We start from the raw sequence: 15,547 nt of genomic DNA on the forward strand, positions 1-15,547 counted from the left end.
AGTAATGAGGTTAAATCAAAATGCCCGTAGAAACTAATAATAAGAATAAGTTGAAACAGCCGAAATTACGTCAGTTTGGTGGCAGTTTCTTAATTTTGTTGACATTGTTATTACTGTTGAACTTTATAGTTCCTAGCTTGTTTGGGCCACGGTTACCACAAGTTCCCTATAGTGATTTTATTGCTCAGGTAGAAGCTGGTAAAGTAGACAAAGCAATTGTGGGGGGCGATCGCATTGAATATTCTATCAAAGCTGAAACTCCCGATGGTAAGTCAGCACCACAAGTATTTTTAACTACTCCTGTAGCTATAGATTTAGATTTACCCAAAATCCTCCGCGACCATAACGTAGAGTTTGCCGCACCACCCCCAAATCAAAACGGTTGGATTGGTACTTTATTAAGTTGGGTAGCACCTCCCTTAATTTTCTTTGGCATTTGGGCATTTTTAATTAATCGTCAAGGTGGTGGCCCTGCGGCTTTGACTGTGGGCAAAAGTAAAGCCCGCATCTATTCCGAAGGTAGTACAGGGGTAAAATTCCCAGATGTAGCTGGTGTAGATGAAGCGAAAGCCGAACTAGAAGAAATCGTTGATTTTCTCAAAAATGCTACCAAATACACCCAATTAGGCGCGAAAATTCCCAAAGGTGTGTTACTCGTAGGGCCTCCAGGTACTGGTAAAACTTTACTAGCAAAAGCGATCGCTGGGGAAGCAGGTGTACCTTTCTTCAGTATCTCCGGTTCCGAATTCATCGAATTATTCGTTGGTGTCGGTGCTGCTAGAGTCCGAGATTTATTTGAACAAGCTAAACAACAAGCACCTTGTATCGTCTTCATTGACGAATTAGACGCACTAGGTAAATCTCGTGGTGGTGCTGGTGGCTTTGTCGGTGGTAACGATGAACGGGAACAAACCCTCAACCAATTACTCACAGAAATGGACGGCTTTGATGCCAACACCGGAGTAATTATCATCGCTGCTACCAACCGTCCCGAAGTCCTTGACCCTGCTTTACGTCGTCCTGGTCGCTTTGACCGTCAAATTGTCGTTGACCGTCCTGATAAAATTGGTCGGGAAGCCATTCTCAAAGTTCATGTCCGCAACGTTAAATTAGCTGAAGATGTGGACTTAGGGAATATTGCCATCAAAACACCAGGCTTTGCAGGTGCAGATTTAGCTAACCTAGTGAACGAAGCCGCACTCCTAGCAGCGAGAAATAATCGTCCAGCAGTAGTTATGGCCGATTTCAACGAAGCCATTGAGCGTGTAGTAGCTGGTTTAGAAAAACGTTCTCGTGTGTTGAATGAAACCGAGAAAAAGACAGTTGCTTATCATGAAGTTGGTCACGCCATCATCGGTGCATTAATGCCTGGTGCTGGTAGAGTGGAAAAAATCTCCGTTGTTCCCCGTGGTGTAGGTGCATTAGGTTATACTATCCAAATGCCAGAAGAAGACCGCTTCTTGATGATTGAAGATGAAATTCGTGGACGCATTGCCACATTACTCGGTGGCCGTTCCGCAGAAGAAATCGTCTTCGGTAAAGTATCTACTGGTGCTGCCGATGATATTCAAAAAGCCACCGACCTAGCAGAAAGAGCAGTTACATTGTACGGGATGAGCGATCGCTTGGGGCCAGTTGCCTTTGAAAAAGTCCAACAACAGTTTTTAGAAGGTTACGGCAACCCCCGTCGTTCTATCAGTCCCCAAGTTGCAGAAGAAATAGACCGGGAAGTCAAAGAAATTGTCGATAATGCTCACCACATTGCCTTAAGTATTCTCCAAAATAACCGCGACTTGCTCGAAGAAATCGCACAACGACTTCTGCAAACAGAAATTTTAGAAGGTTTAAAACTGCGGGAATATTTAAGCCAAGCCAAAGCACCAGAGGAACTAGAACAGTGGTTACGCACTGGTAAATTATCCCCTGATCAACCACTCATGCAAACCCTGCTAGTCTAATACCATAACCAAACATCAATTCTCAGTTAGAACCTGGGTGCGTCATTCCTAGTGAAACGCACCTTTTTCTTGTCTTGATGGTATAAAACCCAAACACACAGCCATTTTCTCTCCAAAATCCCAACTCAAAAATCCCCCATCTTCTGACTTTTGTACATACTTCTTAACCAATCTCCATCGATAACAGCAATTGCTGCACAAAGTTTTACCGTAACCTAAATAATGAGAGTGAGAAAAACTTGAGAAAGGCAGGTTACGATTCATGGCTTACTCCTGGTTCAAAGCATTTCACATTATTGGCATAGTCGTTTGGTTTGCTGGGTTATTTTACCTAGTGCGTTTGTTTATTTACCACGTTGAAGCTAATCAAGAACCGGAACCCGCACGGACTATCTTGAAAAATCAGTATCAAATCATGGAAAAGCGCCTATATGACATCATCACCACACCGGGGATGATAGTTACAGTCGCTATGGCCATTGGTATCATTTCCACCGAACCAGAAATTTTAAAAGAACCTTGGTTACACTTTAAGCTACTATTTGTCGCCATGTTATTGGCCTATCATCACTACTGTGGTCGGTTGATGAAAAAGTTAGCCGCAGATGAATGTCGCTGGAGTAGTCAACATTTACGTGCTTTAAATGAAGCACCCACCCTCATGTTAGTGGTGATTGTCATGTTAGCAGTATTTAAAAATAATCTCCCCACAGACCTCACAGCTTGGTTAATTTTTGGATTGATTATTTTCATGGCTGTCACTATTCAACTGTACGCCAAAATTCGCAAACGCAACAAAGAAAAGTTAATGGCACAAATGCCTCAAGTTCCACAAACACAAAATTAGACAAGAACGCCTGGGATACTTTACATTAAGGAATATTACACAAACATATGTGATATCTCAGGCGTGAATCATGTTTAAAGATCGTGTGGCAGTGCTAGGGACAATGCACCAAAAAGAAAAAGTCATTGCACCACTTTTGCAGCAAAAATTAGGGCTACAAGTGATTGTCCCAGAAAATTTAAATACAGATCAATTTGGAACATTCACGAGAGAAATTAAACGTCCAGGTACACAAATTGCCGCTGCTAAACTCAAAGCATTAAAGGCACTAGAGTTAACGGGAAAAAATATAGGTATAGCCAGTGAAGGGAGTTTTGCACCCCATCCCCATATTCCCTATATTTACGCCAATAGAGAAATTATTATTTTTATAGATAAAGAAAATAAACTAGAAATTTTTGGGGAAGTGTTTTCCCTAGATACTAATTTTAACCATCAAACAGTTTCCAACTTAGCAGAAGCCAAAGAATTCGCCACAAAAGCTGGTTTTCCTGACCATGGGTTAGTAATTTCTTGTCAATTAAAAAATCAATCGGATATTCATTTAATTAAAGGTATCACGACAGAATCAAAATTGATAGAATCTGTCAATTGGGCGCTACATAACTCCCATAATCATCAAATCAACATCGAAACTGATATGCGAGCAATGTATAATCCCACCAGGATGAAAAACATTGAAAAAGCTACCGCAGATTTAATTCAAAAACTCAATAGTTGCTGTCCCCAATGTGCCACACCTGGTTTTGCGGTAACTGATAGAAAACCTGGCTTGCCCTGTGATTTATGTCACCAGCCAACCTCCTTGACCTTAGCAGCGATTTATCAATGTCAAAACTGTGGTTTTAGACAAGAGAAATTATTTCCTAATGGTCAAGAATTTGCTGATCCCAGCCAATGTATATACTGTAATCCTTAATCATCCTGAATTCATCATTAGCAATTTAGAAATAAAACCCCCCTTATGAGTTTATAAGACTATAAGAGGGGATTTGGAGCTAAAGTCCGGTAGGGTAATCGGGCTATTTAATATTTAATAGTTAGAACCTCTCTGGCAAGTCCTCCTTTAGACAGATATATTTTTAGTTATTTTTGCCATTTGGTATCATTGAAAAAAAATCTCCCGTTGTCGGATCATAACGGGAGGATTTGGTGTTAAAGTTCGTCAGGTGATCGGAATATTTAATTATTTAGTCTTGATTGTGTTGATATTTATTCCCCCAAAAGATAGATAAAAAAGAATTAACTACTTTGGGAGGAAGTTACAAATCATATATTTGTTATTGATAAGTCTTACTTAACAAAGTTGATTGAATTGGTACTTGTGAGATTTAAAGCTATGATTATTGATGAAATGAATGTCTATTTTTGTTTATTTAGTGTCTATGTACTAAATTTATCAGGTGTGACAGTTGAAAATCTGGAATATATTAATGAACGCAAAGTTGGATGATCACCTTATCTCACCTTAGTCAAAGACTATATATCTGATAGAGGCTCTTTTAGAGATACTCCCGCAGAAATTCAAAAGGATTGTCCTCCCAACAAGGTTCGGGGATTAAAAATAATAACTTGCTGGTAATGTCTGCTTCAATTTCATCACCATCATCTCTGTCAAAAAGTGCAGTTAGAGCTTCCCAGTCACGGTCTTTCAGGGAAGTAATTGTTGGGGTAGGTGTTGAGATATTATTAATGTAATTCACACGCGCTTTCTAGTTAACTTCCACAAAAATTAATCTAAGTGACTAGCAAGTAATGTTCTTATTTTAGTGTGATAAATTAGGGTGAGAATCGATATAGTTCAAATTTTTATATAAATTTTGTCTATTGTTTACGAATACTCATTAATATAGCAATCTTCAATAGTTTGAGAAACAATTTTTGTCACCTGTCATCTTTAATATCTGTCATCCATGTATTTCACTTCTACACCAAATACAGACGTAAACGCTTTGATAATATGATGCCGCACTTCTTGACAAGAAATTTGTGGTATCCATTGTGATAATTTAGCTACAGGCTTATCCGCAATACCACAAGGTATAATTTTCTCAAAACCCGTCATATCTGGACAAACATTTAAAGCAAAGCCGTGCATTGTAATCCAGCGACTTACTTTAATGCCAATAGCAGCAACTTTGCGGTTATCTAACCATACACCTGTAAAACCGGAAATACGTTCTCCTTGCAAACCATAATCAGCTAAAACGCAAATTATCACTTCTTCTAGCTGACGTAAATACCAATGTAGGTCTTGACGATATCTTCGCAGGTTTAAAATCGGATACCCTACCAGTTGTCCCGGACAATGATAAGTAACTTCACCGCCCCTTTCAATTCGATGCACATCATATGTATTTTTGTCAATATCGAATTTCAGAAATTCTGATTTAGAACCTTGTCCTAAAGTGTACACAGGGGGATGTTCCAGCAAAATGAGAACATCTTCTAAATCAGGGTTATGGATACGTTGGTCAACAAGTGATCGCTGCCATTGATGAGCCTCAGCATAGGGCATCAACTCTCGGCTGTAAAGAAGACAAGGATATTTTGGTGGTTGAGTCTCTGTCATTCCAGGAAAAGACTGTAAGGTTTAGGGTGTAGAGGAAAAATAGTTGACAAATCTTCTTCTTTCTTCTGATAGCGTAGCGTAGCCTAGCCATACTTCTGTAACTTCTGCAACTCCTGTTCGCGCAGCGTGCCGTAGGCATACTCCTGACCTTCTCCAATTGTCAAGCAATGCAAAGGATTTTAAAGGAACGTCAAGGGGAACTACTTTGTAAACGACAAAGTGCTACTTTGAATATATAACTCAATGGTGTTCGGAGGAATTCTCTGCAATCAGCATCAAGCCAAGACAATAGAAACAAATGCACTGGCTGATGACATCACAAGAAGTTGTTTGCGTCTATCAAAGTTTCACTCCTGCTAAGGTTTGTATTCTTTCAATAGTAACCAAGCCTGTACGAAGTAAATGAGAGTAGCCACTTCTACCTTTGTAAAGGTTGCCCTCAATGAGAAAATCGGGACAATAAGTAAATTTCTTTTCATTCCGTGGTTTTCCCTCTTTTAGTCCGGTGGCTGCAAAAGTCAATTGGAACTTATCCCAGAAACTTAAATGTGAATCAAGGTAATAGATGGAAAAACCAGAGTGGCAACAAATCGGCAGAGAACAGGTGCAACAGCAGTGTATAAATAAAAGTTTACAATTTGTGTTGGCGGCAGTGATAGACCTTACCGCAATCTCCTTCATCTCCTTTCTGACAAAAAAAATTCACATTAAATATTGAGCGGGAGAGTTTACATGAAGCTTGTCATCCACGGCAAAAATATTGAAATCACCGATGCAATTCGGGAATATGTGCATCAAAAAATTGAAAAAGCAGTTAATCATTTTCAAAACATCACAAACGAAGTGGATGTTCATTTAAGCGTAGCTCGCAATCCCCGAATTAACACTAAACAAGCGGCTGAAGTTACCATTTATGCAAATGGTAGTGTCATCCGTGCCGAGGAAAGCAGCGAAAACTTGTATGCAAGTATAGATTTAGTAGCAGATAAGATTTCTCGGCAGTTACGTAAATATAAAGAAAGACGACAAGAACAAAAAACCCAAAATCAACCTCTGACAGAGACTTTAGCAACCCCAGCTGTAGTAACTGATTTAATAGGCGATCGCACTCCTGAACTACCAGAAGAAGTTGTGCGTACTAAATACTTCTCCATGCCACCTATGACCATTGAAGAAGCCTTAGAACAGCTACAAATGGTAGGACATGACTTTTACATGTTCCGCAACGCGGAAACTGGTGAGATTAACGTCATTTACGAACGTAATCATGGCGGTTATGGTGTAATTCAACCCCGTCAGCCTAACGGTAGCACTAATGGCAAAAATGGCAAAGCTGCCAACAATATTGTGATGCCGGAAAAAACCTCGAAAGTATAACCTCGAAGGTGTAAGTTATGGGGGAAAGGGAACAGAGATATTACAGTGACCCTTTCCCAGAACCAAAATTATTTCACAGCTAGCTGTTGTAAAGTTTTTAATGCTTCTTCTACATGTCCTTGAAAGTTGAGCATTGAATCAAAAACATAACGGACAATTCCTTCTTGATCAATCACATAGGTGACACGACCAGGAAATAAACCAAAAGCCGCGGTTGCACCATATTCTTTTCTGACTTTGTTGCCTTGGTCACTCAACAGAATAAAAGGTAAATTGTACTTGGTTGCAAATCGCTGGTGAGAATCCTTAGAGTCTCCACTCACACCGATCACTTCAGCACCTGCTGATTTAAACACTTCATATTGATCTCGAAAAGCACATGATTCCGCCGTACAACCTGGAGTATCGTCCTTAGGATAAAAGTAAAGGACAACAGCCTTTTTACCCCGAAAGTCCTGCAAACTAACTGTAGAACCATTTTGAGCGGGTAAAGAAAAATTTGGCGCAGTATCTCCAACTTTGATAGTCATAGTAAAAATTCAAAATCTTAAAATTTACAGCAACCAAGCAGTTTGGTGTAAACGGCTTGCCTTAACAAAATTTTACCTTGTAAACAAGTCTATACATTTTTCTTGCTTCTCTGCATCAAGCGGGGTAGGGTAAATAGTCATCTCAGACTCAATTCTGCATATGCGCCTAACTTCACTTGATGTCTTCCGTGGTCTGACAATTGCAGGGATGATTCTCGTCAATATGGCGGGAGTAGCAGATGATAAATATCCTCCCTTAGACCACGCTGCTTGGAATGGTTGCACACCAACTGATTTAGTATTTCCCTTTTTCTTATTCATTGTGGGTGTCGCAATGAATTTTTCCCTTTCTAAATACACCCCAGAGAATCAACCTACAAAAGCTGTTTATTTTCGCATCTTGCGTCGTGCGGCAATTTTATTTATCTTAGGTTTGATTCTCAATGGTTTTTGGAATAAAGGTTTTGGGACTTTTGACCTCAGCAGTATTCGCTTGATGGGAGTATTGCAAAGAATTAGCTTAACTTACCTATTTGCATCCTTAGCTGTTCTTAACCTACCTCGCAAAGGTCAGTGGATATTAGCCATAGGGATATTGGTTGGATATTGGTTGACAATGATGTATGTTCCTGTACCTGATTATGGTGCAGGAGTGTTAACTAGGGAAGGAAATTTAGGTGCATATATAGATCGCTTGATTATTCCCAAAGCTCATTTGTATAAAGGTGATGGGTTCAATTATTTGGGAGACCCTGAAGGTTTATTTAGCACTCTTCCCGCAATTGTCTCTGTTCTCGCTGGTTATTTTACTGGACAGTGGATACAGAAAAAGCCAGTGAATTCAGAAACTAGTATGGATTTAGTCTTATTTGGCTTATGTTGCTTGGTCATTGGTTTGGTCTGGGATGTGGCATTTCCCATTAATAAAAAGATTTGGACGAGTTCGTATGTAGTATTTACCACTGGTTGGGCCCTGCTGTTACTGGCAGGTTGCTATGAACTGATTGAAGTGCGGGTTAAAAAAGCCTGGAGTAAACCCTTCGAGGTGATGGGATTAAATGCGATCGCACTATTTGTATCTTCAGTCTTATTAATTAAAATTTTAGTGAGAATTACCGTTGGTAGTGGGGAAGATGCACCCAGTCTTTACAATTGGATTTATCAAAATATCTTTGCATCTTGGGCTGGTAACTTGAACGGTTCCTTTCTATTTGCTTTAGTTACGGTCTTACTCTGGTGGGGAGTAGCGTTGTTAATGTATCAAAAAAATTGGTTAATTAAAGTCTAAATAGTGTAGAGATGTTCCGGTGGAACATCTCTACATTCATTTTCATTTGCTTCTTTCTAATGCAAATTGAATCAATTGGTCAACTAATTTCTCAAAAGGAATACCAGTTGCAGCCCACAATTGAGGATACATACTTGTAGCGGTAAAGCCAGGTAAAGTATTGATTTCATTAATAAAAATTTCCCCAGTGGCTTCTACATAGAAAAAGTCCACCCTTGATAAACCAGCTGCATCTACAGCCAGGAAAGCTTGTATTGCCATTTCCTGAATTTGACTAACAATAGCTGCTGGTAAAGCTGCGGGAATCAATAAGTCGGCTTTACCTTCAGTGTATTTAGTTTCGTAATCATAAAAATCACTGGTAAAAGTAATTTCACCAATAACAGAAGCTTGAGGTTGGTCATTGCCTAAAACCGCACATTCTACTTCTCTGGCAACTACACCAGCTTCCACGATGATGCGTCTGTCGTAACTAGCAGCACTATCTAAAGCTGCTTCCAATTCTTGACGCGATCGCACTTTGGCAATTCCCACCGATGAACCTAGATTAGCAGGTTTGACAAAGCAAGGATAGCCCAAGGTAGACTCGATTTCATCACATAGCTTGGGAAAGACACAAGGATTTGACCATACCTGCGCCCTGGTAATGGCTTTGTATTTGACTTGGGGTAGTCCAGCTTGAGCAAAAGCTGTTTTCATGGCGATTTTATCCATGCCCACAGCAGAACCCAGTACCCCAGAACCTACAAAGGGAACTTGGTTCAATGTTAATAAACCTTGAATGGTACCATCTTCACCGTTAGGGCCATGGAGAATGGGAAACCAAACATCAACTTCTGCTGTTTGCGGTGGGAATGTCCACAGATTAGGAGTTTGGGCGGGATTTTGAATAGCTACACCAGTATCTAAAACTTGCTGCGCTACCTCACCTGCTTGCCAAAATCCATCCTTTTGGATGTAAAAAGGCAGAATTTCGTACTTACTAACATTTTCCTCCCAACTCAAAGCGCGAGCGATCGCCCTGGCCGAACTAATAGAAACTTCATGTTCTCCGGAACGACCCCCAAATAACAAACCCACCCGCAGTTTAGTCATCTCCAGTACCTCTACTCACCTATCGCAGATAGCCTATCACAACATCTACATATAGGCACTCAGATTTTGGATTTTGGATTAATAGTACCTATGTATATAGACTTTTTCTCTATCCAACTTTTGCCATCTTTTAAAATTGGTATGAATAGCTAAATTTGGGATTTTATTGACGATTGATCCAAATCCCTCTCATCCCCACAGACTTAGCACCTAAATAGTCATCTTCAATACTATCGCCAATATGCCAGGCTTCTTCTGGTAAGCAATTGTGTTTACTCAAGGCAATTTTAAAAATCTCTGGATCTGGTTTAGCTGCACGCACTTGCGTAGAAATAGTAATAGACTGAAAATATTCTCTTAAACCCAACTTTTGTAAAACCGAATAAAGACGAGAATCAAAATTAGATAAAACCCCTAATTCCACTCCTAATCGTCGCCAATTCATTAAAGCGAGCAAGACATCAGGATAGACAATCCAAGGTTTTTCTGTTTCAAAATAACTATATAATCGACTAAAGAAAGCCGAAAAATCAGTAAATTCTGGAAATACACCAGCAGACTCAAAAGTATTGATAGCAATCATCCGCCACCAATCAAACTCACGCTGTCGAATATCCTGATCATCCACATCATCAAATATGGGTGGTGGCGCAGCTTTAAAACTTTGACTAAAACTTTGATTTAATATTTCTGCATTTACCAAAACACCAAATTCTTTGGCAATTTGACTATAAATTTCACCCACACTACCCTTAACACCAAAAAGTGTACCTACCGCATCTAAAAAAATAACTTTTGGTTTTTCCATAATTCTGACAGCAAAGTTAAAACATGAACGCAAAAATCGAATAAAAAAATTGATATTTAATCCGACAATATCAGCCTAAATATCAAGACTTTGGCTGGTAGATTGCCACAGACTTATAATTAGGCAAAATATGCTGGCAAATTGCAAAATTTAACTTTTGATAGATTGTCAAACAAGATAAAACCTGTATATTTGAATCAAGTAACACACAATTTTATTTTCTACCTCATCCTAAAACAGGAAATTTTATCGGACACCCTCATACTTTAATTAATTTCTACTTAATATATTCATCTTTTGCTGTTTTGAAACTATGACATCCCCCGAACCTCAAACAGATTTTAACGAAGACAATCTACCACCAGAGAATCTCCAACCAGAATTGGTGCCCCCTTCTTCGTCAAAGCGATGGCTACGTTTATCCTTAGCTGTATTACTGATTATTGGCGGTGGAACGGCTGTGATTTGGAAGTTATTGAGTGCTCAAACCTCTAACCCAGGCACAGCTAATGCTCAACCACCAGCAGTCAAAGTCAAACTCTCCACAGTAGAGACAGGCACCATAGAAGACAGTTCCGAGTATATAGCCTCCCTAGAATCTAGACGATCAGTGAATCTTCAACCCAGAGTGCAGGGTCAAGTCACGCAAATCTTTGTCAGATCAGGAGACACAGTAGCATCAGGGGCGGCAATTATGCAAATAGATGCCAGACAGCAGCAAGCAGCCGTCAGTAGTTTATACGCAGCAGGTCAAGCTACTCAAGCCCAACTAGAAAATGCCCGTGCTACCCTCAAATCTCTGGAAGCAGAGAGATTAGCCAAAGTAGCAGATGTACAGTTAAATCAACAAGACTACGATCGCTATACTAACTTAGCTGGAGAAGGGGCCGTATCCCGTCAAACCAAGGATATCTATGCTAACAAGCTAGCTACAGCCAAAGCAGAACTGAGAGCTATCGATGCGCGAATTCAAGCACAGCAAGCCACCATTTCCCAAAACCAAAAATCCCTAGAACAAGCAGATGCCAATATTCGGCAGCAACAAGTCCAGCTTCAGTATTACAAAATTACAGCCCCCTTTACGGGCACTGTAGGCGATATTCCTGTGAAAGTTGGGGATTTTGTCAACAATGGAACCCTATTAGCTACCCTGACCCAAAATCGACCCTTAGATGTGAAAATTCCCGTTCCCTTGGAACGAGGCCCCCAATTAAGGACAGGATTACCAGTACAACTCATTAACGCCCAAGGTCAAATCTTGGGCAATAGTAGTATATTTTTCATTTCTCCAAATATTACCAACAACTCCCAATCTATCCTCACAAAAGCCATTTATAACAACTCCTCTGGTCAATTACGAGCAGACCAATTAATTCGCGCCAAAATCATTTGGAATCAACGCCAAGGAGTCATAGTTCCTACCACGGCAGTATCCAGAGTAGCTGGAGAAACCTTTGTGTTTGTCGCTAAAAATGAAAAATCTCCCCAAGGCAATTCCCAATTAGTAGCACATCAAAAAAGAGTCAAGCTAGGGTCAATTTCAGGCAACAATTATCAAGTTTTGACGGGCTTACAACCGGATGAAAAATTGATTGTTTCTGGCATTCTCAATCTCCGAGATGGACTGCCCATAGTTGCGGAATCACAGTAATGAAAAATTCTGAAGTATAGCTGATGCCAACCTATCAAACTATCAAGATTTGAGCATAAACAAGATTAGTAAATCATTGTTCTCATTCAGAAAGTCATAGAGAAAAATTCAATGTATATGAATAAATATCAATTATTTTGTAGGGTGTGTTATGCCAAAGGCTAACGCACCGTCAATGATTGCGGATGCCTTCTCATACCTGCCCTACAGGAACATTTCTCAACCTAGATTAGATATTTAGCATCGGCTTACTTACATCCTTCCCTTAAACCTAAAAACTTACACATGTTTGTTGATTTTTTTATTAAGCGACCTGTATTTACAAGTGTCTGCGCTATCCTGATTCTCTTGGTAGGGGCAATTAGTATTCCTACTCTACCTACCGCCCAATATCCAGAAATTAGTCCTACACAAATTATTGTTAATTCTAACTACATTGGTGCCAGTGCAGAAGTTGTTGAAAGTACAGTAACAACAGTCTTAGAACGACAAATTAACGGTGTGGAAGGCATGAAATACATGACTTCCAGCAGTAGTAATGATGGTAGTAGTATCATTACCATTACTTTTGATTCATCACGAGATAAAGATATTGCCGCCGTTGATGTTCAAAACCGTGTTGCCCTTGCTGAACCACAATTACCAGAAGCGGTTAAACAAACGGGTGTTTCTGTTAGTAAGCAATCAAATAATATCCTCTTGGCGATGGGTTTGTATAGTGAAAACCAAGAGTTCGATAATGTTTTCTTAAGTAACTATGCAGATTTATATATCCTAGATGCCCTCAAACGCATTAACGGGGTGAGTGAAGCGCGGATTTTTGGTGAACGTCGTTATGCCATGCGTCTGTGGCTAGACCCCAATAAACTGGCTAGTCGTAACTTAACAGCGGATGATGTAATTGATGCCCTGAACGAACAAAACTTACAGGTGGGTGCTGGACAAATTGGACAACCACCAGCGACTGATGGTCAGATGTATCAAATCGACCTGAGAGCCATAAGTAGGCTTGTAGAACCGACGGAGTTCGACAATATAGTCGTCAAGACCAATGCCGATGGTAGTTTAATCAAATTAAAAGATGTTGGCAGAGCAGAATTAGGTGCTCAAAACTATAACTCTTTTCTGCGTTTCAAAGGCAAAGAAGGTGTGGGTGTGGGTATCTTTCCGACACCAGGAAGTAATGTGTTAGATGTTGCCAAAGCAGTGAAAGCAGAAATGGCGCAGTTAGCTCAACGCTTTCCTCCCGGTATGCAATATCAAGTGGCATTTGATACTACTCTATTTGTGGAGGCATCCTTATTTGAAGTCGTCAAAACATTATTAGAAGCGATCGCATTAGTTGTTATTGTTATTTTTATCTTCCTCCAAGATTGGCGTACTACTTTAATTCCCGTCATTGTTATTCCCCTCACCTTGGTGGGAACTTTTGCCTTTGTTAAGGTTTTCAACTTCTCCATTAATACCCTCACCATGTTTGGGTTAACCCTAGCCACCGGGTTAGTTGTCGATGACGCAATTATTGTGGTGGAAAACATCTCCCGCTTAATTGAAGATGAGGGCATGTCACCCCGCAAAGCTGCCTCTGAATCAATGCAGGAGTTATTCGGAGCCGTCATAGCCACATCCCTAGTATTAATGGCTGTATTTGTCCCTGTTGCCTTCTTCCCCGGTTCCACAGGACAAATTTATAAACAATTCGCCCTCACCATTGCTTTCTCTATTGCTATTTCCACCTTCCTAGCCATTACCCTCACCCCTTCCCTCTCCGCCTTACTCCTACGTCAAGGACAACGACCTCACGGTTGGCTAGGTTGGGTATTTGACCAAGTTAACCGTTGTATTGATTGGCTGCGTCGAAATTACGAACAAAGCCTGTTTTGGTTAAGTAAACTCAAAATACTCGTTATTACCCTGTTTGTGGCTTCCCTATTGGGTACAGGTTGGCTGTATTTACACGTTCCTACCTCCTTTGTGCCTGAAGAAGACCAAGGTTATTTTATTACCATCATTCAAGGGCCAGAGGGGTCTTCTATCAAATACACCAGCCAAGTCATGAGTCAGGTGGAAAAAGAAATTCTCAAATTGCCGGAAGTTGTGGGAACTTTTGCCATTGGTGGTTTTAGTTTTAGCGGCAATACGGCTAATAATGGTGTCATCTTTACCACCCTTAAACCTTGGCAAGAAAGACATGAACCTGACCAGTCAGTTTTTGCCATTATCGGTAAATTAAGACAAACCTTCTCTAACATTACCGAAGCTAGGGTCATCCCTGTCAACCCACCTACCATTCGGGGCTTGGGCAGCTTTAGCGGTTTCCAATTCCAACTCCAAGACCGTGCAGGTACTGATAGCCTCAATGCCATGCTAGGAATAGTTGGTCAATTCATGCAGAAGGGAAATCAAACCCCAGGACTGCAAGCAGTATTTAGTACCTTTACAGCCAATACACCGCAAATCTTAATTGAAGTAGACCGGAATAAAGCCAAAGCATTACAGGTTCCCATTGACGATATCTTTAAAACTCTACAAAGTTATTTAGGTTCCAGATATGTCAATGACTTTAATTACATGTCGCGGACTTATCGAGTTTATGTGCAAGCAGATGCTCAGTTTCGCTCCAACCCAGAAGATATAAACCGTTTATATGTGCGGTCAGAAAATGAACAAATGATTCCCTTGAGTAGTTTAGTGAAACTCACCTCCACCACAGGAGCGCAAACTATTAACCATTTCAACTTATTTCGTTCCATTGAAATTAACGGTTCTGCTGCTCCTGGTTATAGCTCTGGTCAAGCTAGCGGTGCTATGGAAAAACTCGCTGCGGAAATCTTACCCCAAAGTATGGGTTATGAATGGGCTGGTATTGTCGCGGAAGAAAAACAATCAGGTGGTCAAGCACCATTAATTTTCGGATTAGGATTACTATTTGTATTTTTGGTATTAGCGGCTCAATATGAAAACTACTTTGACCCCTTAATCATCATGTTTTCAGTTCCCTTAGCGATTTTAGGTGCACTTTTAGCCCAATCATTACGGGGTTTAAACAACGATGTATTCTGCCAAGTGGGGTTAGTAATGTTGATTGGTTTAGCCAGTAAAAACGCGATTTTGATTGTAGAGTTTGCCAACCAACTACAGGAAAGAGGTTTGCCCATGACGAAAGCTGTCATTCAAGCAGCCCAAGAACGCCTCCGACCAATTCTCATGACATCTTTATCCTTTATTTTTGGTATTTGGCCCTTAGTAAATCCTGAAGGTGCAGGTGCAGCAAGCCGGGAATCACTCGGAACAGCGATCGCTGGAGGAATGATTGTCTCTACTGTGTTAAGTTTGTTTGTAGTCCCCATTTTATACATTGTGGTTGGCAAATTCCGCCCCAGACTAAAACAAGATTAATACCATTTTGATTTGATTACCT

At 40.3% G+C, this 15,547-nt stretch carries 13 protein-coding genes; 7 read left to right on the forward strand and 6 right to left on the reverse strand.

What is annotated here, in order from left to right; genetic code table 11:
• The first annotated feature begins 20 nt into the window (after positions 1-20).
• Positions 21-1,958 (forward strand): ATP-dependent zinc metalloprotease FtsH, encoded by a 1,938-nt coding sequence (gene ftsH, locus H6G73_RS02350; protein ID WP_190601338.1) that lies wholly within the window; start codon positions 21-23, stop codon positions 1,956-1,958.
• 48 nt (positions 1,959-2,006) lie between these two features.
• On the opposite strand, the gene H6G73_RS02355 is transcribed toward ftsH, so the two are convergent.
• Entirely contained in the window at positions 2,007-2,222 is a 216-nt protein-coding gene (locus H6G73_RS02355) for a hypothetical protein (protein WP_190601339.1), read from the reverse strand.
• Here H6G73_RS02355 and hemJ point away from each other — a divergent pair.
• Positions 2,221-2,805, forward strand: coding sequence for a protoporphyrinogen oxidase HemJ (gene hemJ, locus H6G73_RS02360; RefSeq protein WP_190601340.1), 585 nt, complete (start codon positions 2,221-2,223; stop codon positions 2,803-2,805). The genes H6G73_RS02355 and hemJ overlap by 2 nt on opposite strands.
• 70 nt (positions 2,806-2,875) lie before the next feature.
• Positions 2,876-3,724, forward strand: a complete 849-nt coding sequence (locus tag H6G73_RS02365; protein ID WP_190601341.1) for a DUF6671 family protein — start codon at positions 2,876-2,878, stop codon at positions 3,722-3,724.
• Positions 3,725-4,307: 583 nt separating this feature from the next.
• Here the strand turns inward: H6G73_RS02365 and H6G73_RS02370 are convergent.
• Both H6G73_RS02370 and lipB read right to left on the reverse strand, forming a co-directional pair.
• Positions 4,308-4,508, reverse strand: a complete 201-nt coding sequence (locus tag H6G73_RS02370) for a hypothetical protein (protein WP_190601342.1) — start codon at positions 4,506-4,508, stop codon at positions 4,308-4,310.
• A gap of 194 nt (positions 4,509-4,702) precedes the next feature.
• A complete protein-coding gene (gene lipB / locus H6G73_RS02375) occupies positions 4,703-5,377 on the reverse strand; it encodes a lipoyl(octanoyl) transferase LipB (protein WP_190601343.1) in 675 nt (224 codons plus the stop codon).
• Positions 5,378-6,109: 732 nt separating this feature from the next.
• Between lipB and hpf the strand changes: the two genes are divergently transcribed.
• On the forward strand, positions 6,110-6,754 hold the full coding sequence (gene hpf / locus H6G73_RS02385; protein ID WP_190601345.1) for a ribosome hibernation-promoting factor, HPF/YfiA family: 645 nt from the start codon (positions 6,110-6,112) through the stop codon (positions 6,752-6,754).
• 68 nt (positions 6,755-6,822) lie between these two features.
• Here hpf and H6G73_RS02390 read toward each other — a convergent pair whose 3' ends face one another.
• Positions 6,823-7,284: a peroxiredoxin gene (locus H6G73_RS02390; RefSeq protein WP_190601346.1), complete on the reverse strand. Its 462-nt coding sequence runs from the start codon at positions 7,282-7,284 to the stop codon at positions 6,823-6,825.
• Positions 7,285-7,444: 160 nt separating this feature from the next.
• Here H6G73_RS02390 and H6G73_RS02395 point away from each other — a divergent pair, with 160 nt between their 5' ends.
• Entirely contained in the window at positions 7,445-8,572 is a 1,128-nt protein-coding gene (locus H6G73_RS02395) for an acyltransferase family protein (protein ID WP_190601347.1), read from the forward strand.
• A gap of 42 nt (positions 8,573-8,614) precedes the next feature.
• On the opposite strand, the gene H6G73_RS02400 is transcribed toward H6G73_RS02395, so the two are convergent.
• Positions 8,615-9,667 (reverse strand): D-alanine--D-alanine ligase family protein, encoded by a 1,053-nt coding sequence (locus H6G73_RS02400; protein ID WP_190601348.1) that lies wholly within the window; start codon positions 9,665-9,667, stop codon positions 8,615-8,617.
• Positions 9,668-9,830: 163 nt separating this feature from the next.
• Positions 9,831-10,475 (reverse strand): HAD-IA family hydrolase, encoded by a 645-nt coding sequence (locus H6G73_RS02405; protein ID WP_190601349.1) that lies wholly within the window; start codon positions 10,473-10,475, stop codon positions 9,831-9,833.
• Positions 10,476-10,788: 313 nt separating this feature from the next.
• Here H6G73_RS02405 and H6G73_RS02410 point away from each other — a divergent pair, with 313 nt between their 5' ends.
• Both H6G73_RS02410 and H6G73_RS02415 read left to right on the forward strand, forming a co-directional pair.
• The gene (locus H6G73_RS02410; protein ID WP_190601350.1) at positions 10,789-12,126 is read left to right on the forward strand and encodes an efflux RND transporter periplasmic adaptor subunit; all 1,338 of its coding nucleotides are present in this window, start codon (positions 10,789-10,791) and stop codon (positions 12,124-12,126) included.
• 285 nt (positions 12,127-12,411) lie between these two features.
• Complete coding sequence (locus H6G73_RS02415) at positions 12,412-15,525, forward strand: efflux RND transporter permease subunit (RefSeq protein ID WP_190601351.1); 3,114 nt, start codon at positions 12,412-12,414, stop codon at positions 15,523-15,525.
• Positions 15,526-15,547 lie beyond the last annotated feature (22 nt).

It is taken from the genome of Richelia sinica FACHB-800 (assembly GCF_014698825.1).
GTDB lineage: Bacteria > Cyanobacteriota > Cyanobacteriia > Cyanobacteriales > Nostocaceae > FACHB-800.